The following is a 26,208-nucleotide window of genomic DNA, read 5'->3' on the forward strand; positions in this document are numbered from 1 at the left end:
TGTCACTGATAATATGTCCGGGGCCGAACTTATCCTGAAAAAATTCTTATATAATACTATATATAGCCTTTCCCCACAACTCACCTAATGATAGAGCCCCCTTTTGGTTAGGATGCAAAAGAAAGATTCCGGCATTGCCTTGCTCTTTTTGTAATTCCTCCTCAGCATGTTTTTTAAAATAATCGAAACCAAGTGTATCTCCCAGATATACACGTCCCGGATTTATTTCACTGTAATAAGAAACCAACCTCCTCAACTCTGGATAATACGCTTGAAGCCGTTCCAGGCCTTCCTGTAAATACATAGCTCCGTTATAGGTATTTGGGCTGTACCATACCGGGCGATTCACAACTACTATGCAAGAAGGATAAAGAACCAGCAACCTATCAATAATTTTTCGCATATTAACCTGATATTGCTCTGGAGAAACAGGACAACCATTTGTACCTTTTACGGCACTATCGTTAGTGCCTAACATAATAGAAAAGATCATCATTGAGCCTTTATCATCTTTAAATTTATCAGCAACTTTCTGCATGCCCGAAAACAATGTTCCCGTTTCCGGCAAATAATCAACCGTCGTACAACCGCTGACACCCATATTTGCAAACTTTACAGACGCAATCCCCGGTTGTTTTTCCAAATACATGGCAGCTTTTACAGGAGGAGCATCATGCTTAGGATCAGACAAACCCGCACCATATGTTATACTGTTGCCGATAAAAACAATATTAAGTACTTTTTTTTCTCCTGTATTTGCGATTATTTGACCGGAAACCAGGCAAAAAAGCAACAATACTAAAATCAAATCCGTTCGTTTCATAATGAAGACAAATGTATTTTATTTAGTCTGAACTTCCAAATACAATAATAATACGGCATATCGCTCAACCGTTGAAATAAAATATTTGTTTCATATAAAAAATTTCCGCGAATTACTTGAAATGCTGCAAAACGACCCGCAAACCGAAACTATAGCAATGATAGACGAAACAGGCGGAAATGCCGAAGAATTGGCTGCTCAGTATATCCGAGATTCTGTTACCAAACCTGTCGTAGCATTTATTGCCGGTCAGTCTGCTCCTCCTGGCAAGCAGATGGGACATGCCGGAGCTATCATTTCAGGAGGATCGGGGTCGGCAACCGAAAAAATTGCAACACTGCAAGTTGCCGGCATCAAAATAGCAAATGAACCATCTGAAATTCCCGCTTTATTAAAAGCCGGGCTTCATCAAAAATCAACCCGCTAAAATTTCAAATCCGTTTGTTGAATCAAACGGATTTGAAATTCATCTATTCTATATGAGCTTTCATTCTGACATCCGGCAGTTTCGTATCAGAAGTTCTATATAATGTAACTGTAGCTTCTTCTCCATCATCAGAAATAGAAAATGTTTCAAAAGTATTGTCTTCCAAATACAGTAACCTTATCTGCAATACATTTTTATTTTTCCAGGCAAAACATCCGGCTATATCAAACGGAGACAAACCCGAAGAATTATGCCGCAAAGAAACAAAATAAGGGCTTTTACGCTCTGTTTTATCATAAATCCATTGACCGTTACCACAAACAAATTCGTGTGAAGCATCGTCTGTCACCAATGTCATAAAACATTTATCATCTGCAACCTTAACAGAAATATGATTGATATGTAGCTCATTTGGCTCTACCGAATAATGACGCACCACTGTTTTATCATCTAGCAGAGTAGTTTTATCAAAAGGCATAGGCAAGCTAAGAGTAGCCATCTTCGACATCAAAGCATTATATGCGTCCTTATCATTCGGGAGTTTTTTATCTTTCACAGCAGGAAGAAAATATTTCCATACCAGATTTAGTTCTTCCTTCATATCCGGAGATTCGGAAGTAATAGCCATTACCATATCCTGATCAGGCATTACTATTATATATTGTCCGGAGGACCCGTCTGCACGAAACGCATTATTACAACATCTCCATATATAATAACCATACCCTTGTGCCCAATCATTTGCTGTACATTTATCGGGGGATAAATCCGGTTGCGGGCTAATATGAGAAGTTGTTGCCTCTTCTATCCAGGATGCAGAAAGGAGTTGCTTTCCCTGCCATTTACCTCTTTGCAAATACAATTGCCCCAGTTTAGCCAAATCGGAAGTTTTCAACCTTAACCCCCATCCTCCGCAATTAATACCAGCTGGACTTTCTTCCCATAAAACAGCATAAATACCTAAAGGCTCGAATAAACGAGGCCTTAAATAGTCACGGACAGGCTGCCCTGTAACTCTCTGTAAAATAGCAGAAACCATATAAGTCGCATACGAACTATATACAAATTTGCTGCCCGGTTTATTTACAAGCGGCGTTGCCAGAAACGCCTTCACCCAGTTTCCGTCTGCAGAAGTAAATACGGGAGCAGGTTCATTACCTGCCGACATGGTAAGAAGATGTCTGATTGTCAATTGTTCGAGGTAGGGAGTGATTGTATCCGGTAAATATTCCGGAAAAAAACACATCACCTTATCATCTAAAGTCATCAGTTTTTCATCGATAGCAAAACCAACAGCGGTTGATACAAACATTTTGCTGACAGAATGTACAATATGTCTTAATTCCGGTTGATAAGGTTTCCACCAGCCTTCAGCAATAACCTTTCCGTGACGGAGCAGCATAAAACTATGCATGCCTAAATTTTTCTTCTCTACAGCATCAATATATTGAAGAATTGCCGAAGAAGATATGCCTTCAGCTTCAGGCGTACTACGTTGCAGACCATCAGCTTTTATGTTTTTTGCCCATACAGAAGGGCATAAAAGCTGTATTCCTAATAGCATAGATATTAAACAGGTTTTCATAATTTATCGAACACTAATCTTACAATTGTCCAAATTCTCTATAATAGCTAAGCTTTCAACATGAATTCCCATATTACGCAATGTTTTTCCTCCATCCTGAAATGCTTTTTCTATAATAAATCCCATACCGGAGATCTTTGCTCCTGCCTGACGAACCAGTTCAACCATTCCTATAGCAGCATTTCCAAAAGCAAGAAAATCATCAATAAAAAGGACGTTATCTGCCGGAGTCAGGAAACTGTTACTAATACAAACACTGTAATCCCGGTCTTTCGTAAACGAATGGACCGTTGTTGAAAGCATATTATCCATTGTTTTTGGTTTTTTCTTTTTCACAAAAACAACAGGCAATTGCATAATATAGCCAACCATAATAGCCGGAGCTATGCCACTAGCTTCTATTGTTACTATTTTATTTATTTCTGTTCCCTTAAAACGACGGATAAACTCTTCAGCAATCTTATACATTAACATCGGATCCATCTGATGATTAATAAAACTATCCACTTTGAGAATTCCGCCTGGATAGCACCTTCCATCTTGTAAAATACGTTGTTTAAGTAAATCCATAAGGCTTCTATTTTATTTTTTCTTCCTTTACTCTAATAAATATATTTGCAAAAATGGCTGTTAATCCTCCGGTTGTTATTCCGGAAGAAAATATACCTTTAATGGTTTCCGGAGCTGTTTTAAGAATATCAGGCATTAACTCCACACCTAACCCCAATGATAAGCTGACAGCTAATACTAAGGTTGCTTTTCTGTTTATTTCTTGAGCCGCAATAATACGAATGCCTGCAGCAGCAACCGTTCCGAACATTAATAATGTAGCACCTCCCAATACAGGATCCGGCATTAATGAAAAAACAGTGCCTACTATAGGGAAAAGTCCCAACAAGATCAATATTCCTGCTATATAATAGCCTACATAACGACTGGCAACACCTGTTAGCTGAATTATTCCATTATTCTGCGCAAAGATGGAATTAGGAAAAGAGTTAAATATGGCTGCAATAAAAGAATTCATACCATCAGCAAACACGCCTCCGGAAATCCGTTTCAAATACTCTTTTCCCTCTATAGGTTTACCGGATATCATAGAATTGGCCGTTATATCACCCGTTGCTTCTATCGCCGTAATCAAATAGACTAAACCTATCGCAATAACAGAAGAAATACTAAATTCAATACCGTACTTAAACGGTACCGGAATATTAAAGCCCATCTGGGATTGTCCAAGAACAGCTGAAGTATCTACCATACCCAAAGCAAAAGCTAATCCATAACCAATACATAATCCAAGAACGATTGAACTCATTCTTAAATATTTATTTTTACAACGATTAAAGAATAGCACACTAAATAATACAATTGCAGCAACACCTATATTGCGAATACTTCCAAAAGTACCATTGTCCATGGCCGCATATCCACCCCCACAAGCTACCACACCGACTTTTACCAAGCTAAGCCCGATTAACAATACAACAATACCCGATACTAAAGGTGTTATTATATTACGCATATATTTAAATGTACGGCTAATTATCATTTCAACCGGAGCTGCAGCCAGGCATGCTCCAAAAATCATAGGTAAACCACCAATCATCCCTGTGGCAATTATAGGGCCAATAAAAGAGAAGCTGGTTCCTTGTATACATAAAAGCCCGGCCCCCACACCTCCAATACGTCTGCATTGTACAAAAGTTGACACACCGGATGCAAAAAGAGCCATAGAAACCAAGAAACCTGTTGTCTCCAAATCCAACTTTAAAGCCCCACCAATAATAAGAGGCGGGGTTATAATTGCTACAAAAATAGCCAGTAAATGCTGTATAGCAGCAAATAGAGTTTCCTTCAGAGGAGGACGATCATCTATTCCATATATAAGATCAGTCTCTTGTACAGGTTGTATGGCCTCAACGAATTGCTCCTCATTATTCATATTCATTTCCGGGACTCTTATAGTTTTATATCAAGTAACGTTTCTCCTTTTACATTTAATACCTGCAAAGTCATATTTTTGCCATTCTTTCTCAACACCATGACAGTTGCACCATCAGAGTGATTGCTTCCTCCCACAATTACGGGGAAATTATTACCTATCGACCCTTTAGGATGATATACATAACGATGGGTATGTGCACTGATATTGACATCAAACGGAGCTTTAGCCAATATTTCACCCCAAATTTCAGTACAAGGTTGATATTTATCTCCGTTTCCATAAAGAGGAACATGCCCTAATAAAACTTTCTTCGAAGCTTTCTTAAACGCCTTGCTTTTAAGTTCATTAGTTAGAAATCCAAGCTGTTCCTGTCGTAACCCCGTAAAATCATTCAATCCATAATAAACCCATGTCGTATCCGGTTTATCTTCACCACAATCCAACATCACGAAACGGCTGTCACCCCAATTAAACGCGCCATAGGTTTTATCGCCAACATAATCAAACAAGCTGCGTAACCCGATTGAAAAGGCATCTCGAATTTCATGATTACCGCGAATATAAAAAACAGGTACCTGACTGGCATTCACCTTTTCATTCAGGTATGTTAAGAATGACAAAGCCTCTTCTTCCGTATGCGATTCTGCAACGCAATCACCATTAAAAACCACAAAGCTATAAGGTATATTTTTTACCTGTTCATACAAAGCATCCAATGTTGAGACATTTTTATGTAAATCATTAAATACCAACATTGTAAAATCAGTATCGTCAGCTTTTGGCAAAGTAAAGGAATAGAAAGGAGACACCGCTGTTTCTCCAAACTCTTTTTTATAGGCCTGATAAAGCATTATTTCCTGAGAATAAACACGATAATAATATTTCTGGCCGGCCTGTATATTCTCCAGCCGTATTTTATTATGCAAATCATTACATATAACCTGCCCGTCAACCAAAGTACGTGCACGTTTCAGATTCAATGTATCTGTACCATATTCTACCCAACTATAACACGGTACTGTAGTCTGCCACATAACCGTAATACCTCCCTCTAGCGGATTTTGCAAATAAGGAGCAGACAAAAATATGTCTTCTTTATTTGATTTAAATACAATATCAGCAATAACCGGACGATGATCCGAAGCTACCGGTTCATTACAAACAAAACAAGACAAACGGGTAAATGGAAGATTTTCCGTTTTATATGCAGCGATATAATCCAAACAGCTATCTGGCTCATCTGCAGGAAAAGTAGGTTGCTTCGGGTTTGTTATAATTGTAAAATCTTTCTGGATGTCAGCCAGTAAAGATGATGCTGCTGTTGCATTCCAATCACCGGCGATAAAAAAAGGTTTATTGGATTCTTGTGCAACTTTACGAATTATAGGTAATGAAAGTTCTTGATCAGCAGGTGTAAGAGACAGATGCGTACAACAAAATATATACTTTTCAAATTCCACAACGAGTAATGCCCGGGCTTCTTCCCTGCCGGGAAGCGGAAAACGTTGGACACTAACAGGTTTTTCTTTACTTAACACACCAATCCCATACTTGCCTCCGTTATAATCAATAGCGGGAGCAAAAGTCCGGAACATCAATGTACGTTCTGATAATTCCTGAAGAACATTTGTTTGTCCACTGCGCCCTGTCACACTATCAACTTCCTGCACTGCAACCACGTCCGGTTTCATCCGGTTTATTACATCTGCTATACGCTGATAATTTGTTACATTATCCATACCTTTTCCATTACGTATATTGTAACTCATGATACGCAATGTGTTTCTTTCCTGTTGGTTATTCCCAGCCAACAAGGTTTCACTGACAGGTAACAACAATAAAACAGTTGCAGCCCACAAAATCAAATTTTTCATAATGTCCCCCTTCTATGTATTTGGAACAAAAATACAAAAAATATCATTTAGGCAGACTGCACAACAAGTCTTTCAATCAGGATAATTAAATAATCAAAAAACAAACCTCTATATTCAGTTATGCAAATATTTCTTTTAATACTTGTTCAAAATGAGCTATATCTTCTCCCGTTGTATCCCACGATGTCACAAGGCGAACTTCATTTATCTCTTCATTCCACATATAAAAGAAATATTCCTCTTGCAATTTTTTCAAAGCTTCGGAAGGTATTGTAAAAAACAATTGATTAGATTCTATCTTCTGAGTAAACTTAACCTGGGGATATTGCTTCAGTATTTCAGCCAATTTACCTGCACTGATATTTGCTCTCAATGCATTTTCCAACCACAAATTATTCTCTAAATACGGAATAAATTGAGCTGACAAATAACGAAGTTTGGAAGCCAGTTGTGCAGACTGTTTCCTATAATATTGTAAATTTTCGGTTATTTCAGGGCGGAAAGAAACAACAGCTTCCCCCATCATCATCCCATTCTTAGTGCCGCCAAAACTTAAAATATCCACACCTGCATCAACTGTCAATTGCTTCATCGAACACTTCAAATAGGCACAGGCATTAGCTAAACGCGCTCCATCCATATGCAAATACATACTATTAGAATGAAGCAAATCGGCGATAGCCTTAACTTCTTCTATCGTATAGACGGTTCCCAATTCTGAAACCTGAGATATATAAACTGCCTTCGGTTGAGAATGATGACAGACACCAAAATTGTGTAACCGAGGCTTTATTAACTCTGGTGTCAATTTTCCATCCGGTGTAGAAATTGTTACAACAGCACACCCTGTCATTCGTGCAGGAGCACCACATTCATCTACATTTATATGTGCCGTCTCAGCACATATAATACTGTTAAATGGACGAGTAACGGCCTGCAGAGCTATTGAGTTCGCTCCTGTTCCATTAAAAACGAAAAAAGGAGATGCTACTTCTCCAAACACACTTTTAATTTTATTAACTGCGTCAGTGGTCCATGGATCATCGCCATAACCTATAGCATGATTATCATTTGCATTTACTACAGCATCCATAACTAAAGGATGCACTCCTGAATTATTATCACTTGCAAAACTTCTCATCTTATTCCAATTTTGCACCAAAATTACAGATTTATTTAAAAGTATATCTTAAATAGCAACTATTTAAAACAAAAAAGCCGCCCTACTAACTACAGTAAGACGACTTAAATTATGTTGTGTAATTATTTAACCATGCCTGAAATCTTTTAAAATTTTCTGCAGTTCCTGACGGGCAAAGAAAATACGGCTCTTCACTGTTCCCAGAGGTACATTCAGTTTATCTGCGATCTCATTATATTTATAACCACTCAAAAACATAGAAAACGGTATCTTCAATTCATTATTCAAACTATTAATAGCTTTCGTAATTTCCTGAATCTGGTAAGCGCCGTCCGGCGTATCGAATCCCGAATCATTCACAACATCCAAATTGTACAGATCCACTCCTTGGTCTACAACCGTTTGTGTTCTTACAATTTTATGATAATTGTTTATAAAAATATTACGCATAACTGTCAAAACCCAACCCTTGAAATTGATATTATCAACAAATTTTTCCTGATTATCCAATACCTTCAGCGTTGTGTCTTGCATCAAATCTTGAGCATCGTCTCTGTTTGCTGTGAGCATTAATGCAAAATTCATCATATTTTCTTGCATGCTCAATAATTTTTTCTGAAATTGCAATGCATTCATACTAAGTTTATAATTAAAGGTTAAATACCTGAAAAGTATTATCCTTTCACTGTTGAAGGATGTACAAATGTAAATATAATATTTGAAATAAATATCCATTTGAGAAATATTAATATTAAAAATCGTAACTTAATATTTTAACAATAAAACTTACTGAAAATGAGCAGAATTTACAACAAAACCGGGCCTTAAAATTCAATATTTACAAGTAGAATATTACAAAATGCAACATAACAAAAAAACAAGAAGAATTAAGCTAAATGAGAAGTCTATTAACATTCATTTTACTCGGATTATTTTATCCTTCTATTCTATTGCTAACCAACGCAAATGAAAAAACAATCATATATCAAATCGATATAAAAAAAGAAATAGATAATACCACCCGTCTATATCTTAGTAACGGATTGATAGAAGCACAAAGGCTAAAAGCAAAGGCTGTCTTAATCCATTTAAACACATACGGAGGATTATTAGAAGCAGCCGATTCTATGCGGACATCTATTCTTTACAGTCCGATCCCGGTATATGTGTTTATCGATAACAACGCAGCTTCGGCTGGTGCACTCATTTCCATTGCATGTAAAAAGATATATATGCGCAAAGGAGCCAATATAGGAGCTGCAACCGTAGTAAATCAAACGGGAGCAGCCATGCCTGATAAATATCAGTCATACATGCGTTCTATGATACGTTCTACGGCCGAAGCTCTCGGAAAAGACACTATTATACAACAAGGAGATACGATCTACAAATGGAAAAGAGACCCTCGTATTGCCGAAGCTATGGTAGACGAACGAGTAGTAATACCCAACCTGATAGATACAGGAAAGGTTCTGACTTTCACGGCTGATGAAGCCCGGAAATGGGGTTACTGCGACGGTATAGCAGAATCGACAGACGAAGTAATAACCAAATATCTAGGATTCCAAAATTACAAACTTGAATCATATACGCCATCCTGGTTCGACAATATCAAAGGGTTCCTTATGAATCCGATGGTTCAATCCATACTTATTATCATTATTATCGGAGGAATTTATTTTGAAATGCAAAGTCCAGGTTTAGGATTTCCGTCTATAGCCTCCCTTATTGCAGCTATACTCTATTTTGCACCTTTGTATATAGATGGATTAGCTCAGAACTGGGAAATTCTGGTATTTATAGCCGGCGTTATATTAATCGTTGCTGAAATATTTATCATTCCGGGATTCGGAATAGCTGGCATTAGTGGGATCATTTGTATAATAGCCGGACTCACCATGAGTCTTTTGAACAACACAGACTTCAACTTTGAAGGAGTTTCCGGGACCGAAGTAGGAAGGGCATCCCTTACCGTCCTCATGGGGATTGGAATCAGTTTTGTACTAAGTATCTGGATATCGAGTAAAATAGGAACCAAAGGCATATTTAAGAAAGTAGCATTAAATGCAGATTTGGAAAAGGCTGTATCTACTCCCATATTTAACAACTTAATAGGGAAAGAAGGCATTGCCGCCACCATCCTGCGTCCTTCCGGGAAAGTAAATATTGACAACGAATTATACGATGGTGTTTCCGAGAGTGGTTTTATAGAAAAAGGGCAACGGGTAAAAGTTATTCGTTTTGAAAATGCCCAAGTATACGTAGAAACAATATAAAAACAATGTAAAACAGTTAGATAAATTTGATTATACAATCTACTTTATCTAACTGTTTGTTTCTGATAAACAATATGTTTTTCTACGACAATATAATGTAAGGTACCCATAGCCATCAAATCACTTAAAATATTTTTTGCGGTATAGTAATTAACATGAGCAACTCGGCAGAATTGGGCAATACTTATACTATCATGTTTATCCAGCCAGGCAAACAACTTTTCAACAGGTTTGCCTATTTTTAATAAAGTACCTTCCGGCTTCGACTTTTTCTTCCACGAAAGTACCAAAACTTCATTTGCCAGTATATTCTCATCTGCAACACGTATATAGGCTTTATATTTGTCTTCCTTATCCAGAGCACAATAAGGCTTATCCATGCCCGGTGCTATATAAACTTCGAGCACAATTTTACCATTAATATCCCATTTGGTTGCAGTAAAAGGCACTTCGGGACGAGTATACATTTTCGATGCAGCTTCTATCATATAATACTCTTCTTCACTCCTTATACCCGATATAGCTCCGTTGTCTTTCACTCCTATCAGTAAACGCCCTCCATCCGTATTCGCAAAAGCGCTCAAAGTACGTGCTATTTTTTTACTATCACTTACTTCAAATTTAAAATCGAGTTGCTGATGCTCTCCTTGTTCTATCAATGTTTCTATTGGATGCCTCTTCTTCATTTTGGCAGAGTTTTTGACCTGCAAAATTAAAATAAATACATAACTTTGCCAATTGAAAAATCAACGAAACTATGTCCCAAATAGCTCCGCTAATATCCGACCTTGCTGTAATACTTATATCTGCCGGGCTAGTAACCTTGTTATTCAAATGGTTAAAGCAACCGGTTGTTTTAGGCTACATTGTTGCCGGAATACTCGCCGGACCGGCTATAGAACAAATTCCAACAGTATCCGATATAGAAAGCATTCATATCTGGGCAGATATTGGTGTCATTTTTCTTCTTTTTGCCTTAGGGCTGGATTTCAGTTTTAAGAAATTAATGAAAGTCGGCGGAACAGCCGTCATCGGAGCAATTACTGTTGTTATCGGCATGATGACAGTGGGTTATATAACCGGGCTCTCTCTTGGATGGGGGCACATGAACAGTCTCTTTTTAGGAGGTATGCTTTCCATGTCATCCACAACGATCATTTTTAAAGCTTTTGATGATATGGGACTTCGTAACCAACGTTTTGCCGGTGTTGTTTTCGGCATATTGGTTGTCGAGGACTTATTTGCCGTCTTACTAATGGTATTACTTTCTACCCTTGCCGTCAGTAAACATGTAGAAGGCCTTGAATTACTTAACAGTGTAATAAAACTAGGAGCATTCCTTCTTTTCTGTTTTGTTGTCGGTATTTATCTAATTCCTTCCTTTTTGAAAAAAGCACGGGGTTTTCTAAATGATGAAACATTATTAATCGTTAGTATCGGGCTTTGCCTCGGCATGGTTATAATAGCAACGAAAGCCGGATTTTCTGCTGCACTCGGAGCATTCGTTATGGGTTCTATCCTAGCTGAAACAGTTGAAGCCGAAAACATCGAACACCTTGTAAAACCGGTAAAAAACTTATTCGGTGCCGTCTTTTTCGTATCTGTTGGAATGTTAATAGACCCAGTGCTATTATGGCAATATAAAGTACCGATCATCATATTGACACTAGTAGTAATGATAGGACAAATCGGATTTGCTTCTTTCGGCGTATTACTATCAGGCCAACCATTAAAAATAGCAATACAATCAGGTTTTTCCTTAGCTCAAATCGGAGAGTTTGCATTTATTATCGCTTCTTTAGGATTAACGCTGAAAGTAACAGATCATTATTTATATCCTATAGTGGTTGCTGTATCTGTAATAACCACATTCTTTACGCCCTACATGATCCGGCTTGCCGAACCTGCGTACAAAATAGCAGACCGGGTCATACCTAATTCCTGGAAAAAATTTTTGGTACGCTACTCTTCCGGCTCCAATACAATCCGGCAAAAAAGCGCATGGGATAAACTTCTCAAAGCATTAATGCGTATTGTTGGAACTTATACAGCCGTATCATTAGTACTTATCTTTATATGGCTCGAGTTTGTGGCACCTCTTATCACCAGGGAAATACCCGGTATCAAAGGAGCTATATTAGCATTATGCCTCATTCTTGCTTTGATTTCCCCTATGCTACGGGCTATTATGATGAAAAAAAACCACTCGGAAGAATTTCTACAATTATGGAATGACAGTAAATACAACCGGGGACCTCTGGTTTCGCTTATCATACTTCGTATACTTTTATGCATAGGTATGGTTATGCTCCCCGTTGCCCAACTATTAAATTTGAAAGTGGGGATTGTATTGTCGGTTGCCTCTGCCGTGATCGCTATAATTATATTCTCAAAAAAATTAAAAAAACAGTCCATTTTAATGGAGCGTCATTTTTTCAGCAATTTAACTGCCCGCGAAACAGAAGCAGAGAAAAAAGCTCCGATCAATCAACGCTTTGCCAACCATTTACTAGAGAGAGACCTTCACTTAGCCGATTTTGAAGTTCGTCCCAACTCACCCAGTATGGGCAAAACATTACTGGAACTCAATTTCAGACAAAAATGCAATGTAAACATTGTAACTATTATACGTGGAAACAAGCGGATTAATATTCCGGGAGGCAATGAACGCTTATATCCATACGACAAATTAGTTGTTGTAGGAGGAGACGACGATCTGGAACACTTTCGCAAGTATATAGAAGAACGATACCGTTTATCCAATACCAATACAATCTCCGGCAATACCGAAGAAATAAATATGGAACAGTTCACCATCGTATCCGGCTCACGATTAATCGGAAGAACCATTGTTGAATCAGGAATACGAGACAAAGCCGCTTGTCTGGTCATTGGTATCGAACGAGGAACTACATCCATCATGAACCCGCCTCCCAGTACAGTTTTTGAAGAAGGCGATATTATCTGGATCGTTGGAGAACGGGAAAAAGTTCTCCGCCTGAGCGAAGGTAAAAAATTATAACTTTACTATTACAAAGTACATAAATCATATAAATATGAAATTTATAGGAATTATACCCGCACGATACGCTTCCACCCGCTTTCCGGGAAAGCCTTTAGCCGATATGGGAGGAAAACCCATGATCCAACGTGTTTACGAACAAGTGCAAAACGTATTGGACGCTGTTTGTGTTGCCACAGACGATAGTCGGATTGAAAATGCAGTAAAGGCATTCGGAGGTAACGTTGTTATGACCTCCGACCAACACCGTAGTGGAACAGATCGTTGCTACGAAGCCTTTTGTAAAACAGGCAATGGATATGATATTGTCGTAAATATCCAAGGCGACGAACCATTTATTCAACCCAAACAAATAGAAACAGTCAAAGCTTGTTTTTCCGATGACAGTGTCCAAATTGCAACTTTGGTGAAGCCATTCCGTCCCGATGACGATTTCGAAACCACACTGTTCAATGCCAATTCTCCAAAGGTTGTATTAAACAAGAACAATGAAGCCATGTACTTCAGTCGTTCTATAATTCCTTATATGAGAGGAAAAAAATATACGGAATGGTTACCCAATCATACCTATTATAAACATATCGGTTTATATGCATACCGTGCAAATGTTCTTAAAGAAATCACCTGTTTACCGCAATCTCCCTTAGAATTGGCGGAAAGTCTGGAACAACTGCGCTGGTTGGAAAACGGATATAAGATTAAAGTAGGAATTACTGAACTGGAGACAATCGGCATAGACACTCCCGAGGATATGGAAAAAGCCCTTGAATTCCTTGCCTCCCACAAATAAGAATCGGTAATAGCCTTAACCAGGCCTATAGCATCCGGAGAACTAAATTTCTTCTGGATGCACTTTCTTTGTGCATTAGTTCCTGCAATCAGGATAAAGACCAACAATATAATTAAGAAAGAAGCAGACTTTACATTCAATTTTATTTTTCTGACAGTTCGTATCTGCAATACCAGCAAACCAAATACTAAAACCATGGCAGGCACCATAGCCCGTATCATTATGTAAGGATACAGATAAGCCTCTTCTTCCGAGATATCATAATAGCAAGCACCCAAAACAGGAAACAAATAACTCAAAACCAAAAGTATCACCCAATATATCCAACGAACCCTGCCACTTTCCGCTTCGTATAGAAGAACCATTAAAGAAAAAGCTATCAGACGTCCGCCCGCCACAAAATAAATCAATGGAAGCACTGCAATCCCAAGAATAAGAGACGCCCACTTTCCTTTTATTTTTGCATAAAGATAAAATGCAACCAAAGCAATCATTATCGACAAGGTGGAAGATAGCGAATTTGACAATTGGCAATAGAATATCCATTCAAATACAACCGGAAAAAGAGCATACAAAATAGCAATATTCCCAATATTGAATTTATTCAACATCTTGGTAATGATAAACCACTCAACTAAGAAAACCAAAGTTATTACACTCGCTGCCACAGTAGGCGAAGAAAACCGAGAACTCAAGAAATCTCCTATAAAACTAGCTAATACAGCAGGTTTATCCAAATAGGAAGACAAATCGGAAATAGGCACCGGAACAGGCATTTGCCCTGAGTGGAACAAATAAAACGGATAGGAATAATTAAAAAACAAAAAACACGCAGTTACAAATATCACAGCAACTACTCCCCTCAACACAATTATCTTTTTTGCCATTATTTACGAATAATATGGTAGGAAAGGCCCAACGTTTTTTTAATTCCAACACACCAGGACCTTATTTCTATTACGGTGCAAACGAATTATCTATATATATTATACAAATTAGGCTATACAAATGTTCACAGTTTTTACTGGAAAATATCAATCATATTTAAAAATTCAAGAAAAAAAGGAGAAACCGATTCATACATCCGTTTCTCCTTTTTCAATTTGAATATTCGTGTCGTACTTTATTTCCTTTTCTGCTGTTTTTGTTTTTCCAACTGAGCCTGCTGAACTTTCTGAGCCTCTTCCAGACGCTTCATAAAGCTAGATTTTTTAACGGGCTTCCTTTTATTGGCTTCCAATTTAGCCAGCAGCTTATCTTCGTTAATAGTATAACGGAATACAAGTGTCTGGATAATAGTTATCAATGTAGAAATAAAATAGTAATATGTCAAACCGGATGCATAGTTATTAAAAATAAACAAGAACATCAACGGCATCATATACATCATAACCTTCATACCCGGCATCTGTTGTTGTCCTGTATTGGTCATTTCCATATTATACTTTGTATATATAATATTGGTAATAGTCATCAACAAACAGAACAAACTGATATGATTACCAAAATAGGTCGAGATTATAGGTATCTGCGTATTCCAGCTTACAATAGCGTCGTACGTAGATAAATCGTGCGCCCAAAGGAAACTCTGGTGACGTAATTCAATAGCCGACGGAAAGAACATAAACAGAGCAACCAAAACCGGCATCTGCAATAACATCGGCAAACAGCCACTCATCGGGCTGGCTCCGGCACGACTATATAATTCCATCGTTGCCTTCTGACGCTCCACAGCCTTATCCTGTCCCGGATATTTAGCATTAATCTCTTCTACCTGCGGACGCAATACACGCAGTTTGGCAGAAGACATATACGACTTATAAGTCAGCGGGAACAAAATAATCTTCACTATTAATGTTAACAAGAATATTATCAATCCGTAGCTATGGATAAACGAACCCAAAAAATCAAACAACGGAATAACAAAATACTGGTTTACCCAACGGAAAATACCCCAACCCAGCGGAACCAGCTTTTCCAGATCCAACTGCTGGTCTTCCACTTTTACATCTTTATCAAAAGATTTTAACAAAGCGAATTTATTAGGACCGAAATAGAAACGGAAGTCTGTAGATTCTTTTCCCTGCAAATCGAACGGAACGGACGTAGTCGCTTTAAACCGCTTCAATATGTCGCCACTGGGAACCACTTCCGAGTCCAAAGTAGTTGCTTCAAAGCCTGTATCCGAAATCAATACTGTCGAAAAAAACATATCCTTATAACCAATCCATCTCAGACGGTTCGGGATCTGCTTGCTGTCGCTTTTAGATTCACTCAAGTATTCTACATTATCGGATATAAATTTATAGTACAATCCCACATAACGGTCTTCAAACTTACGTCCTTTCTCCTGCTGGATAATACCTTGCTGCCACATCAAATCAAGAGAGTTGGTAGACGGTGCCAACACGCCGTTCATGCCTGTACCCTTTACTGAAAAAGAAAGCATATAATCATCCGGCTTTAATGTATACGTAAAGTCCAAAGAACTTCCTTCGCCCGTACTAAGGCGCATTGTTATTGTGTTCGGGTCATTACCTTTTACCGGAGTAAAATACAATTCGCTTGTATTGACAACACGGTTTGTAGCCGTTACCAGTGTAAAGTTAAACTTAGAATCATTTTCATCAAAAAGAACAAGAGGTTTCGAATCATAAGTATCATATTCCTTCAGACGTGCATAACTGACACGTCCCCCTTTATTACTCAAATGAAGTTCTACCAGATCGTTTTCCAATACAGTATAGCTGTCTGTTCCTACCATAGCCTCAGCAAATACGCCGAAACTTTTCTCCAAACGGGCTACACGTACAGAATCGGGTAAGCTTTCTAATGCCTCCTCGGCATCAGCCGTCTTATTTTCCTGTTTTTGTAATTCTTGCTGTTGAGCATATTCAATCTTCGCGATCGAATCATTATAACGGCGTTGTGCCTCCAACTGCTCCGGCGAAGGCTGGTTCAGCCAGCTAAACCCAAATAAGACTACGCCTATTAGCAGGAAACCTATTATTGTATTTTTGTCCATCTATTATTTCTTCGATTTTTTATTATCTACAGCCGCCTTCACAAAACTAAGGAAAAGCGGATTCGGATTCACGACAGTGCTGTTATATTCAGGATGATATTGTACGCCGACAAACCATTTCAATTTCGGGATTTCTACGACTTCCACTAAATTGGTATCCGGATTCTCACCCGTACACTTCATTCCGGCAGCTTCAAACTGATCTTTATATTCATTATTAAATTCAAAACGGTGGCGATGGCGCTCCTGTATATGTTCTTTGCCATAAGCTTCATAAGCTTTAGAGCCTTTCTTCAAAGTACAGTCGTATGCACCTAAACGCATTGAACCGCCCATATTGGTTACATTTTTCTGTTCTTCCATTATGTCGATCACCTTATGGGCCGTATTCGGTTCCATCTCTGTCGAATTAGCATCGGTCATACCCAGCACATCACGTGCGTATTCTATAACCATACACTGCATACCCAGACATATACCCAAGCAAGGTATATCATTTTCACGGGCATATTTAATAGCTGCAAACTTACCTTCAATACCACGCTGCCCGAATCCCGGAGCAATCAGTATTCCATCCATATCCTTCAATAGTTCGGCAGCATTGCTGTCGTTCAACTTTTCAGAATGGAATAAATGCAAATCCAGTTTACGGTGATTATAAATAGCAGCCTGCAACAAAGATTCGTCTATAGACTTATAAGCATCCTGCAATTCTACATATTTACCTACCAATCCTATTTTTACTGATTCCGTAGCAGAAGTCTTCAGTGCAAGGAACTCTTTCCAGGGTTTTAATTCCGGTGTAGCTCCAACTTCCAATCCAACTTTGCGTAAAATTATTTCGTCCATTTTCTGACGTTGCAATACCAACGGAACTTCATAAATCGTAGGGACATCTATTGACTGTATTACCGCATCTTCCGCCACATTACAGAACAAAGCGACTTTGCGTAATAAATCCGTTTTAAGTTCATGTTCGGTACGCAACACCAGCACATCCGGTTGAATACCTAATTCCTGCAACTGTTTTACAGAATGTTGCGTCGGTTTCGTTTTATATTCTTTCGCAGCCGCTATATAAGGCACATAAGTAAGATGTACGCAAATACAATTTTTACCTAATTCCCATTTTAACTGACGGACACTTTCAATAAAAGGCAATGATTCAATATCGCCTACTGTTCCGCCAATCTCCGTAATTACAAAATCAAATTTATACTTTGAACCCAGCAATTTTACGTTACGCTTAATTTCATCAGTGATATGAGGAACGACCTGTACCGTTTTCCCCAGATAATCGCCTTTACGCTCCTTACTGATTACGCTCTGATAAATACGTCCTGTAGTAATATTGTTTGCACGGGTCGTCTGAACATTCAAAAAGCGTTCATAATGACCTAAGTCCAAATCAGCCTCATGTCCGTCTACGGTTACATAACATTCACCATGTTCATACGGGTTCAGTGTACCCGGATCGATATTAATGTACGGGTCAAACTTTTGGATAGTAACCTTGTAACCTCTTGCCTGAAGTAATTTACCCAATGATGCGGAAATAATGCCCTTTCCTAATGAAGAGACTACACCGCCCGTAACGAAAATGTACTTTGTATCTGCCACGTTAGTAATATTTTAGTTATCTTATTATTAGCATATTTGTATTTCAAAACTGCAAAGTTAGTGATTTTCATTTACACATACCAACAAGTAAACCATATTTATATTTTTCAAAACTTATAAGATACATTCCAAAACTAACATTCAACAATGATTGTATATGCCATTATACACACCAATAAATAAAAATATAATTACCCATTAAAATACCCCACCGACTATTTATATAAAAAATCCTGTACTTTTATTCTTTTGACCTAGGACAAAATTAAATTCGCCCCGGGTCAAAATTAATTTTTAGCAAGGTAGTAATTAATTTTGCGCTTGGTAAAAAGAATAAATATCCGTATCGTTTTCAATAAATTGTGCGATACAATAAATCAAACCACAAAGGGTCGAATGACAACGACAGAAGCTCATATAAAATCATCCAGATGAAAAGATTGTTATATGATGTAAAAGATTAGTAGATATCATTCTTTTTGGCTAATTTTGCACGCATTATAGCTAACAAATGTAAAACGGTATTATGATGATGAAAGGGTATAGCGCATGTGTATTATTGGGACTATTGTCCATGCTGCACTTCACAACGAAGGCTCAGGAATCTAATATTCTAACAGGCAATGCCATACAGCAGGCATCACAGGCAGAAATCATAACAGACACAATTCCTTCCGTCAACCTTGACGACAAGAACTTAAATAAAATTGTAGATATCCGTTCCCAATTCGAAAAGCAAAATAAAACCTATTCCGCCCCATCTGTTCCAAACGAAAGCCTGCTCCGTTTTCTGAAAAAGGATGAATTGGAACTTTCCGAAGAAGCATTGTATTGGGCACACCTGGTACGTGATGCCTCTACAGCTTTTAATGAAAACATGACTTTCAAAGATACAATTATTGTAAACCCGTTGTTTATGCCAATCGTCTTCAAAGGAGAAGTTCTTCCTAAAGACTTGAACTTCTTTGATCCGAATTCCCTGAAACCAAAAAGCATATTAAAACCTCTTGTCCAAACTGATACAATTTTTAAAAATGAACTATTGAATCGTAAGATAGAAGATCTGGCATATCAATATGTACAAAATAACTATCCAACTTATTTCCGCTATTCATTAAATGATTTGCCCAAGGACGTCATAAAACCAAAGGCTATCAAGAAAACGACTTACGAAGATTTACCTCTAAAAATAGAAAACGAAGCTAGCTTCAGCGATGTCGATGCTCCGGTTAAATTCATCCCGGAAAGACGTTACTGGATATCACATTTTGAAAGCGCCATCCAGTTTGCACAAAATTATATCTCGCCGAACTGGCATAAAGGAGGTGTAAGTACTTTAAACCTGACAAACCGCCAATACTTCGTATACAATTATAATAAAGACAAAATACAGTTTACCAACGAACTGGAGTGGAAAACGAATCTATACACAGCGCCAAAGGATACTTTGCGCGATTATAAAATAGGCGATGACGTATTCCGCGTCCACAGCAACTTTGGTTACAGAGCATTCAATAAATGGTATTATACATTTGATGCCACATTCCAGACGCAGTTATTTTCCAATTATCAGGAAAACACAAATAACATAATGGCTGCTCTTTTAGCACCATTCAGTGTTAACCTCGGTCTCGGTATGAAATATGACCTGAATAAAAAATTTGCGAACAAACGTCATAAAAACCTGACGATGTCTATAAATCTCGCACCTCTTTCTTATACATTTATGTATAGTATAGATAAGGATATCGATTTAGGACGCCACGGTTTCAAAAAAGACGAAGCAACCGGAAAGTTCAACAACAAGTTAAGCCAGTTCGGTTCTACGGTCAATGCTACTGCTACATTCCAGTTTAACCGTAATGTAAGCTGGTATTCGCGTTTTTACTACTTCACCAGTTACGACCGCATATTGGGCGAATTTGAAAACCGGTTAACAATGGCTATCAGCCGGTTCTTCTCAACCACTATATCTTTAAACCTCCGTTATGACGACGCTGTTGCCAAAAACGAAGACTTCGATTCTTATCTTCAAATTAATGAGTTGCTTAGTTTCGGGTTTAATTACAAATGGTAAGAAGAATTGAAAATATTCACATACTAAACTTTGTTAATCATGACATAATATCTAAATAATGACTATTTTTGCCCCGGTTTTGCAATGTCGAGATTACAAATATGAGTGATAGCATAAATCATAACGGAGTAATAGAAAAGATAGAAGGAAACCTCGTCTTTGTCAGAATTACACAACAATCGGCCTGTTCAGGATGCCATGCAAAGTCTATGTGTGCAGCATCCGAATGTAAAGACAAAATTATTGAAGTTCCCGACTATACCGGAAAATTCCGGATAAACGAAAACGTTACGATTTGCGGGCAAAGTTCATTAGGTCTTCAAGCTGTGTTGCTGGCTTTTATTCTTCCCTTGATTATTGTTGTCATCGCCATAGTTATGGGCAACAACCTGCAATGGAAAGAAACCATCAGTGGACTTTGCGGCCTTTTTGTATTAGCGGTGTATTATTGCATCTTATATTTTTTACGCGATAAACTAAAAAAACGATTTATTTTTACTTTGAAAAAACTTAATTGATAATAATATCATGATTTTAATTGCCGTTATTTCTTTAGGAGTAATTGGAGCAATCGGTGCTTTGTTATTATACGCCGCCTCCAAAAAATTTGAAGTTTATGAAGATCCCCGTATTGCACAGGTTCAGGAAGCTTTACCGGGTGCAAACTGTGGAGGTTGCGGATATCCGGGATGTTCAGGCTTTGCAGGAGCTTGCGTAAAAGCTGATACTTTAGACGGGCTGTTATGTCCGGTCGGTGGAGCACCTACAATGGCAAAAGTTGCATCTATCCTGGGTAAAGAAGCCGCAAGTGCGGAACCGATGGTTGCAGTTGTCCGTTGTAACGGTACATGCTCGGTCCGCCCACGCAATAATCAATACGACGGATCTCAAAGCTGTGCCATAGCATCCACATTATATGGAGGGGAAACAGGTTGTTCCTTCGGTTGTCTGGGCTACGGAGACTGTGTAAACGTCTGTACATTCGATGCTATTCATATCAATATAGAAACCGGACTACCGGAAGTAGACGAAGAAAAATGTACCTCTTGCGGTGCCTGCGTAAAGGCTTGTCCAAAGAACATCATCGAACTGCGTAAAAAAGGCCCGAAATCCCGCCGTATTTATGTCAGCTGCGTAAATAAAGACAAAGGAGCTGTTGCAAGAAAAGCATGTACAAACGCTTGTATAGGTTGCGGTAAATGTGAGAAAGAATGTCCGTTCGAGGCAATAACCGTTACAAATAATCTTGCTTATATCGACTATACCAAATGCCGTTTATGCCGCAAGTGTGTAGCCGTATGTCCGACCGGCGCTATCCACGAATTGAACTTCCCGCCCCGCAAGGAAGCTGCGACGGACACAAAAACCGGAGCTGATAAACCAACACCTGCTCCAAAAACAGAAAAGACGCCGGTAACAAAGGAAGTTGCCGCCCCACAAGAAAAGGTCAAAGAAAAAACAAATTAAAATAAAATCTAATAGTATGCTAAGGACATTTCGAATCGGAGGTATACATCCGCCCGAAAATAAACTGTCTGCCGGTAAAAAGATTACAACGCTAGCTGCACCTAAACAGGTTATCATACCGTTAGGACAGCATATCGGTGCTCCGGCTGTTGCAGTAGTAAAGAAGGGTGACACGGTAAAAGTCGGTACGCTTCTGGCCAAAGCCGGTGGCTTTGTATCGGCCAATATCCACTCATCAGTTTCCGGCAAAGTAAATAAAATAGATAACGCTCTCGACGCAAGCGGTTACAGACGTCCCGCTATCTATATAGATGTAGAAGGAGATGATTGGGAAGAATCCATCGACCGCAACGAAACGTTGGTTAAGGATTGCAAACTATCATCTAAAGAAATCGTAGATAAAATAGCTGCTGCCGGAGTCGTAGGCTTGGGAGGGGCTACCTTCCCTACTCAGGTAAAGCTTACTCCGCCTCCGGGCAATAAGGCAGAAATTGTTATTATCAATGCTGTTGAATGCGAACCTTACCTTACATCCGACCATTCGTTGATGATGGAAAAAGGAGAACAGATCCTGGTAGGCGTTACCCTGCTAATGAAAGCTGTCAATGTGAGCAAAGCTATTATAGGCATCGAAAACAATAAACCGGATGCAATCGCTCACCTACAAAAGTTAGCAGCCAATTTCAACGGGATCGAAATCATGCCTTTGAAAGTTCAATATCCGCAAGGAGGAGAAAAACAACTGATCGACGCCGTTATCCGCCGTCAGGTGAAAAGCGGTGCACTTCCTATCTCTGCCGGAGCAGTGGTACAGAATGTAGGAACAGCTTATGCCGTTTATGAAGCAGTACAAAAGAACAAACCGTTGTTTGAACGCGTAGTTACCGTTACAGGTAAAGGCGTAGCCAATCCTTCCAACTTGTTGGTTCGCATCGGCACTCCTATCCAGGAATTGATCAATGCGGCCGGCGGTATTCCTGAAAACACAGGCAAGATTATCGGTGGCGGCCCGATGATGGGAAAAGCTTTAATCAGCGCAGAAGTACCGGTAACAAAAGGCAGCTCCGGTGTGCTGATTATGAATAAGGAAGAATCCGTACGTAAACCTATGCGCGACTGCATCCGCTGTGCCAAATGTGTCAGTGTATGTCCAATGGGTTTAAATCCAACTCTATTGATGAACTCTACCGAATTCACAAATTGGGAACTCGCAGAAAAGAATTATATAACAGACTGTATTGAATGCGGCTCATGTAGCTATACATGTCCGGCCAATCGTCCGTTACTGGACTATATCCGTTTGGGTAAAGGTAAAGTAATGGGAATTATCAGGGCAAGAAAGTCATAAAAAAGAGCAATATGGAAAACAAATTATACGTATCGCCTTCGCCTCACATTCACGGTGGCGACAGCATAAGCAAAAATATGTACGGTGTACTGATTGCCCTTATTCCGGCTTTTCTGGTATCGCTTTACTTTTTCGGACTGGGAGCGCTCATTGTTACTGTAACATCTGTTGTCTCCTGCCTGGTATTCGAATATCTGATCCAAAAATTCCTGATGAAAAAGGAAGCAACACTATATGACGGGTCAGCTATATTAACCGGCGTTTTACTGGCATTTAATCTGCCGTCCAACCTTCCGGTCTGGATCATCGTAATCGGAGCTTTAGCAGCTATCGGTATTGGAAAAATGTCATTCGGAGGTTTGGGCAACAATATATTTAACCCGGCATTGGTAGGACGTGTATTCCTGCTGATTTCCTTCCCCGCACAAATGACTACATGGCCGGTTACCGGCGAACTGCCTATGACCTATACGGATGCTCAAACCGGAGCAACCGTATTATCATTAATGAACGAAGGAATAACCCAATTACCTTCCTACGGTAATATGTTATTGGGAAATATGGGCGGTAGTTTAGGCGAAGTCAGTGCTGTTGCATTAATACTGGGACTTATCTATATGTTATGGAAAAAAATCATTACCTGGCATATCCCGGTTTCAATACTGGCAACTGTATTTGTATTCACCGGTATTATGTATCTGGTAAATCCGCTGCAGTATGCAAATCCGTTTGTACACTTACTATCAGGAGGTTTATTATTAGGTTCCATATTCATGGCAACAGATTATGTAACATCCCCTATGAGTAAGAACGGAATGCTGGTTTACGGTGTAGGAATCGGTATTTTAACTACGGTTATCCGTTTGTTTGGTTCCTATCCGGAAGGCATGTCATTTGCCATTCTCATTATGAATGCATTTACTCCGTTGATTAACAGTTATATCAAACCTAAACATTTCGGAGGGAAGTAAGCATGAAAAAATTAAAATCGACATTACCCAATATGCTCTTATCCCTGACAATTATCTGTCTGGTAGCCGGAGCAATATTAGCAGGCGTAAATATGTACACTCTGGAACCAATTGCAGCCTCAAAAGCTGCAGCTTTGCAAAACGCAATACAGCAGGTTGTTCTGGAATTTGATAACAACCCGACTGAACAGGCTTATAAAGCTGTCACTTCCGAAGGCGATTCTTTAATCATCTATCCGGCAACGAAAAATGGTAAATTTGTAGGAGCCGCTGTAGAAAGTAACACAAAGAAAGGCTTTGGTGGTGAAATTAAAGTAATAGTAGGCTTCGATCCGGAAGGTAAGTTGCTGAATTATTCAGTACTGCAACATACAGAAACCCCGGGATTGGGTTCTAAAATGCAGGAATGGTTTCGCACGGACAAAAACAAGCAAAGCATAATTGGCCGTTCTATGACAAATGGAAATTTGTCTGTAACAAAAGACGGCGGAGATGTAGATGCCATTACGGCAGCCACTATTTCAAGCCGGGCATTTCTGGATGCAGTAAACCGCGCTTATAGTGCATACAAAGGCGGAGCCGACGGAACAAGTGGAGCTACAAGTAAAACACAAACAGAAGAAGGAGGTGAGAAATGAGCAACTTTAAGATATTGATGAACGGTATCATCAGAGAAAACCCGACTTTCGTCTTATTGCTGGGTATGTGTCCCACATTGGGTACAACCTCCTCTGCCTTGAACGGTATGAGTATGGGGTTGGCTACCATGTTCGTATTGATCTGTTCAAACATTGTAATTTCAGCGTTGAAGAACCTGATTCCTGACATGGTGCGTATACCGGCATACATTGTGGTAATCGCCACTTTCGTAACTGTCGTACAGATGTGTATGGAAGCTTTTATTCCTGCGTTATATGCCAGCCTGGGACTCTTTATCCCTTTGATTGTAGTAAACTGTATCGTACTAGGGCGTGCCGAAGCATTTGCTGCAAAGAACGGCATTATTCCTTCTGCCTTTGACGGTTTAGGTATCGGATTAGGATTCACGATGGCTTTAACTCTATTGGGAGCTATCCGCGAAATGTTGGGAACCGGTAAATTCTTCGGCTTCTCTTTCATGCCGGAAGAATACGGTTCATTGATCTTTGTATTGGCTCCGGGTGCTTTTATTGCATTAGGCTATCTGATCGCAATTGTAAATAAACTCCGTAAAGCCTGATTATAAAAAACGAACGATATGGAATATATACTTATATTTATTGCCGCTGTATTCGTCAACAACGTAGTACTGGCACAGTTTTTAGGCATTTGTCCGTTTCTTGGAGTTTCCAAGAAAGTAGAAACCGCCGCAGGCATGGGAGCTGCCGTTACATTCGTGCTTACCATTGCAACGATCGTGACCTTCCTGGTCCAGAAATATGTTCTGGACGTCTTTGGATTAGGATTCATGCAGACAATCAGCTTTATCCTTATTATTGCCGCTCTCGTGCAAATGGTGGAAATTATATTAAAGAAAGTATCTCCGGCGCTTTATCAGGCGTTGGGAGTATTTCTGCCTTTGATCACAACAAACTGCTGTATCCTGGGTGTTGCCATTCTGGTAATACAAAAAGAATATAATTTATTACAATCCGTAGTATATGCAATATCAACAGCTATTGGATTTGCGCTAGCTTTGGTTATCTTTGCAGGGATTCGGGAACAACTGGCTATGACCCATGTTCCTGAAGGCATGAAAGGCACTCCTATCGCATTGATTACTGCAGGTCTGTTAGCTATGGCTTTCATGGGATTTTCTGGTATTGTATAATTAC

At 39.0% G+C, this 26,208-nt stretch carries 21 protein-coding genes and 3 pseudogenes; 13 read left to right on the forward strand and 11 right to left on the reverse strand.

The features are described 5' to 3' along the window. Positions 1 to 46: 46 nt before the first annotated feature. Entirely contained in the window at positions 47 to 823 is a 777-nt protein-coding gene (locus C4S38_RS01110) for an SGNH/GDSL hydrolase family protein (RefSeq protein ID WP_103982185.1), read from the reverse strand. 103 nt (positions 824 to 926) lie between these two features. On the opposite strand from C4S38_RS01110, the pseudogene C4S38_RS01115 reads away from it, so the two are divergent. Next, positions 927 to 1,250: pseudogene (locus tag C4S38_RS01115) on the forward strand (succinate--CoA ligase subunit alpha); the annotation flags it as partial. Between the two features lie 43 nt (positions 1,251 to 1,293). On the opposite strand, the gene C4S38_RS01120 reads toward C4S38_RS01115, so the two are convergent. The 6 genes from C4S38_RS01120 to C4S38_RS01145 all read right to left on the reverse strand — a co-directional run bounded on the left by C4S38_RS01120 (position 1,294) and on the right by C4S38_RS01145 (position 8,434). Next, on the reverse strand, positions 1,294 to 2,814 hold the full coding sequence (locus C4S38_RS01120) for a serine hydrolase domain-containing protein (RefSeq protein WP_160034614.1): 1,521 nt from the start codon (positions 2,812 to 2,814) through the stop codon (positions 1,294 to 1,296). A gap of 24 nt (positions 2,815 to 2,838) precedes the next feature. Next, a complete protein-coding gene (xpt, locus tag C4S38_RS01125) occupies positions 2,839 to 3,405 on the reverse strand; it encodes a xanthine phosphoribosyltransferase (protein WP_103982187.1) in 567 nt (188 codons plus the stop codon). 7 nt (positions 3,406 to 3,412) lie between these two features. Next, positions 3,413 to 4,786: a nucleobase:cation symporter-2 family protein gene (locus C4S38_RS01130; protein WP_103982188.1), complete on the reverse strand. Its 1,374-nt coding sequence runs from the start codon at positions 4,784 to 4,786 to the stop codon at positions 3,413 to 3,415. An 11-nt stretch (positions 4,787 to 4,797) separates the two neighbouring features. After that, positions 4,798 to 6,657, reverse strand: a complete 1,860-nt coding sequence (locus tag C4S38_RS01135) for an endonuclease/exonuclease/phosphatase family protein (RefSeq protein ID WP_103982189.1) — start codon at positions 6,655 to 6,657, stop codon at positions 4,798 to 4,800. 118 nt (positions 6,658 to 6,775) lie between these two features. After that, positions 6,776 to 7,798, reverse strand: a complete 1,023-nt coding sequence (locus tag C4S38_RS01140; RefSeq protein WP_103982190.1) for a threonine aldolase family protein — start codon at positions 7,796 to 7,798, stop codon at positions 6,776 to 6,778. 126 nt (positions 7,799 to 7,924) lie between these two features. Further along, complete coding sequence (locus C4S38_RS01145) at positions 7,925 to 8,434, reverse strand: RNA polymerase sigma factor (protein WP_103982191.1); 510 nt, start codon at positions 8,432 to 8,434, stop codon at positions 7,925 to 7,927. A gap of 260 nt (positions 8,435 to 8,694) precedes the next feature. Here C4S38_RS01145 and C4S38_RS01150 point away from each other — a divergent pair, with 260 nt between their 5' ends. After that, complete coding sequence (locus C4S38_RS01150) at positions 8,695 to 10,074, forward strand: NfeD family protein (RefSeq protein WP_103982192.1); 1,380 nt, start codon at positions 8,695 to 8,697, stop codon at positions 10,072 to 10,074. Between the two features lie 44 nt (positions 10,075 to 10,118). Here the strand turns inward: C4S38_RS01150 and C4S38_RS01155 are convergent, their stop codons facing one another. Continuing rightward, the gene (locus C4S38_RS01155; RefSeq protein ID WP_103982193.1) at positions 10,119 to 10,760 is read right to left on the reverse strand and encodes an AlbA family DNA-binding domain-containing protein; all 642 of its coding nucleotides are present in this window, start codon (positions 10,758 to 10,760) and stop codon (positions 10,119 to 10,121) included. Between the two features lie 71 nt (positions 10,761 to 10,831). On the opposite strand from C4S38_RS01155, the gene C4S38_RS01160 reads away from it, so the two are divergent. Genes C4S38_RS01160 through C4S38_RS15755 form a run of 3 tightly spaced genes read left to right on the forward strand, consistent with a single transcriptional unit; the run spans position 10,832 to position 14,114 of the window. Beyond that, positions 10,832 to 13,096, forward strand: a complete 2,265-nt coding sequence (locus C4S38_RS01160) for a cation:proton antiporter (protein WP_103982194.1) — start codon at positions 10,832 to 10,834, stop codon at positions 13,094 to 13,096. Between the two features lie 34 nt (positions 13,097 to 13,130). Then, positions 13,131 to 13,886: a 3-deoxy-manno-octulosonate cytidylyltransferase gene (kdsB, locus tag C4S38_RS01165; protein WP_103982195.1), complete on the forward strand. Its 756-nt coding sequence runs from the start codon at positions 13,131 to 13,133 to the stop codon at positions 13,884 to 13,886. 57 nt (positions 13,887 to 13,943) lie between these two features. Next, the gene (locus tag C4S38_RS15755; protein WP_160034616.1) at positions 13,944 to 14,114 is read left to right on the forward strand and encodes a hypothetical protein; all 171 of its coding nucleotides are present in this window, start codon (positions 13,944 to 13,946) and stop codon (positions 14,112 to 14,114) included. On the opposite strand, the pseudogene C4S38_RS16285 reads toward C4S38_RS15755, so the two are convergent. The 3 genes and pseudogenes from C4S38_RS16285 to C4S38_RS01175 all read right to left on the reverse strand — a co-directional run. Next, positions 14,108 to 14,773, reverse strand: a pseudogene (locus C4S38_RS16285) (DUF6057 family protein); the annotation flags it as partial. The gene C4S38_RS15755 and the pseudogene C4S38_RS16285 sit on opposite strands and share 7 nt — an antisense overlap. Positions 14,774 to 15,009: 236 nt before the next feature. Further along, entirely contained in the window at positions 15,010 to 16,911 is a 1,902-nt protein-coding gene (yidC, locus tag C4S38_RS01170) for a membrane protein insertase YidC (RefSeq protein ID WP_103982196.1), read from the reverse strand. 3 nt (positions 16,912 to 16,914) lie between these two features. Further along, positions 16,915 to 18,531 carry a CTP synthase gene (locus tag C4S38_RS01175; protein ID WP_103982197.1) on the reverse strand — a complete coding sequence of 539 codons (1,617 nt, stop codon included), beginning with the start codon at positions 18,529 to 18,531 and terminating at the stop codon, positions 16,915 to 16,917. A gap of 526 nt (positions 18,532 to 19,057) precedes the next feature. On the opposite strand from C4S38_RS01175, the gene C4S38_RS01180 reads away from it, so the two are divergent. From C4S38_RS01180 to rsxA, 8 genes and pseudogenes are all read left to right on the forward strand, one after another. Then, positions 19,058 to 20,608 carry a DUF3078 domain-containing protein gene (locus C4S38_RS01180; protein WP_103982198.1) on the forward strand — a complete coding sequence of 517 codons (1,551 nt, stop codon included), beginning with the start codon at positions 19,058 to 19,060 and terminating at the stop codon, positions 20,606 to 20,608. A gap of 101 nt (positions 20,609 to 20,709) precedes the next feature. Further along, positions 20,710 to 21,126: a SoxR reducing system RseC family protein gene (locus C4S38_RS01185; protein WP_103982199.1), complete on the forward strand. Its 417-nt coding sequence runs from the start codon at positions 20,710 to 20,712 to the stop codon at positions 21,124 to 21,126. Between the two features lie 10 nt (positions 21,127 to 21,136). Then, positions 21,137 to 22,075 (forward strand): Fe-S cluster domain-containing protein, encoded by a 939-nt coding sequence (locus tag C4S38_RS01190; protein ID WP_103982200.1) that lies wholly within the window; start codon positions 21,137 to 21,139, stop codon positions 22,073 to 22,075. A gap of 16 nt (positions 22,076 to 22,091) precedes the next feature. Continuing rightward, positions 22,092 to 23,423 carry an electron transport complex subunit RsxC gene (gene rsxC / locus C4S38_RS01195; RefSeq protein ID WP_103982201.1) on the forward strand — a complete coding sequence of 444 codons (1,332 nt, stop codon included), beginning with the start codon at positions 22,092 to 22,094 and terminating at the stop codon, positions 23,421 to 23,423. An 11-nt stretch (positions 23,424 to 23,434) separates the two neighbouring features. Beyond that, positions 23,435 to 24,405: pseudogene (locus C4S38_RS01200) on the forward strand (RnfABCDGE type electron transport complex subunit D); the annotation flags it as partial. Then, positions 24,397 to 25,032 carry an RnfABCDGE type electron transport complex subunit G gene (locus tag C4S38_RS01205; protein ID WP_103982203.1) on the forward strand — a complete coding sequence of 212 codons (636 nt, stop codon included), beginning with the start codon at positions 24,397 to 24,399 and terminating at the stop codon, positions 25,030 to 25,032. The pseudogene C4S38_RS01200 and the gene C4S38_RS01205, both read left to right, overlap by 9 nt. Further along, positions 25,029 to 25,613 (forward strand): RnfABCDGE type electron transport complex subunit E, encoded by a 585-nt coding sequence (locus C4S38_RS01210; RefSeq protein ID WP_103982204.1) that lies wholly within the window; start codon positions 25,029 to 25,031, stop codon positions 25,611 to 25,613. Before C4S38_RS01205 ends, C4S38_RS01210 begins: the two co-directional genes overlap by 4 nt. 18 nt (positions 25,614 to 25,631) lie before the next feature. Further along, complete coding sequence (gene rsxA / locus C4S38_RS01215) at positions 25,632 to 26,204, forward strand: electron transport complex subunit RsxA (protein WP_099465101.1); 573 nt, start codon at positions 25,632 to 25,634, stop codon at positions 26,202 to 26,204. The last annotated feature ends 4 nt before the right edge of the window (positions 26,205 to 26,208 follow it).

Source organism: Parabacteroides chinchillae (assembly GCF_900108035.1).
Lineage (GTDB): Bacteria > Bacteroidota > Bacteroidia > Bacteroidales > Tannerellaceae > Parabacteroides > Parabacteroides chinchillae.